Consider the following 1,270-nt stretch of genomic DNA (forward strand, 5'->3'; position numbering starts at 1 on the left):
TGACCTTGCATCGAAAGAGTAGACACAAAGAATGACCCTCGAAAATCCATTATCCTAACGTCATTCAGGAGATTTAACCTTAAATGGCGGGACATATTGATTTGCCGAATGCGTTCTCCGTCGATTGTAAAACAACTCGATGTATTCAAATACGGCCTTCTTAGCCTCATTCCGACTCTTAAAGGTGTAGTCATTGAGCCATTCCATTTTCAGTTTTCCCCAAAAGGATTCCATCGGAGAATTATCATGGCAATTGCCTTTTCGGCTCATACTGCAGATGAACTCGTGTTTAGCCAGCAGCTTCTGGTAGTCCTTGCTCGCATATTGAACACCACGGTCAGAATGTATGATAACTCCTTTTGGATAACCTGCACGGCCTATCGCCTGCTTTAAGGCGGCGGAGATCAACTCAGTTTTCATCCGACTGTCCATAGCCCAGCCTATGAGTCTTCGTCCGTACAGATCCATCACACCTGCGAGATAAAGCCAGCCTTCGGCGGTTTGAATGTACGTGATATCCGATAGCCATTTCTCATTGGGTTTGCTTACAGAAAAATCTTGGTTGAGTAGGTTCTCAGCTACCGGCAGATCGTGAGCAGAGTTGGTTGTCGCTTTATACTTCTTGACGACTTTAGACCGAATCCCATTCTTTTGCATGAGCCGTGCGACACGGCCACGACTTGCTTTCTGATCGGGTGGTAGGTTGTTTGTGATTTGCGGAGATCCGTAAGCTCTCCGACTGGACTCATGGATGGCCTTAATCGTTTTGAGCAGCTCACGGTTCTCTTGGCTACGTTTACTCTCAGGCCGATTCACATAGGCATAGTAGCCGCTTCTAGAGACATTCAAGGCCTGGCACATCTTCGCAATCTGAAATTCGAAGCGGTGTTCGTAGATAAACTTGAACTTAATTACTTCAGATTTTTCGCGAAGTAGGCCGCCGCCTTTTTTAGGATTTCATTCTCTTCCTTCAGGTCAGCTAATTGCTTTCGTAACTTTCGCATTTCATCCTCTTCTGGCGTCAAGTTACCACTGCCAGGAAATGCATTAGCTCCATCCCGTTTATAGTACCTTACCCAGTCTCGGACCGTCGTGTAGTGAACATCTAACTCCTTGGCGGACTCGACAATAGTTGATTCATTTGCGAGAATACGCAGCACGACTTGCTCCTTAAATGCTTTGTCAAACTTCTTCCGTTGCCCCATAGAAATTCCCTCCACCTTTTATTATAGAGGGTTTCTCTGTGTCCATCTATTCGGGGCAAGATCAA

Annotated in this window: 1 protein-coding gene; it reads right to left on the reverse strand. The window is 45.9% G+C overall.

Going from position 1 to position 1,270, the window contains the following annotated elements:
* Positions 1-60: 60 nt before the first annotated feature.
* Positions 61-1,205 (reverse strand): IS3 family transposase gene (locus ACFPOF_RS23740; protein WP_378137354.1). Its coding sequence is split into 2 segments (ribosomal slippage): positions 61-941 and positions 941-1,205, totalling 1,146 coding nucleotides; the frame shifts between segments, so codons are not numbered across the junction.
* Positions 1,206-1,270 lie beyond the last annotated feature (65 nt).

It is taken from the genome of Cohnella soli (assembly GCF_042655525.1).
GTDB classification, from domain to species: domain Bacteria; phylum Bacillota; class Bacilli; order Paenibacillales; family Paenibacillaceae; genus Cohnella; species Cohnella soli.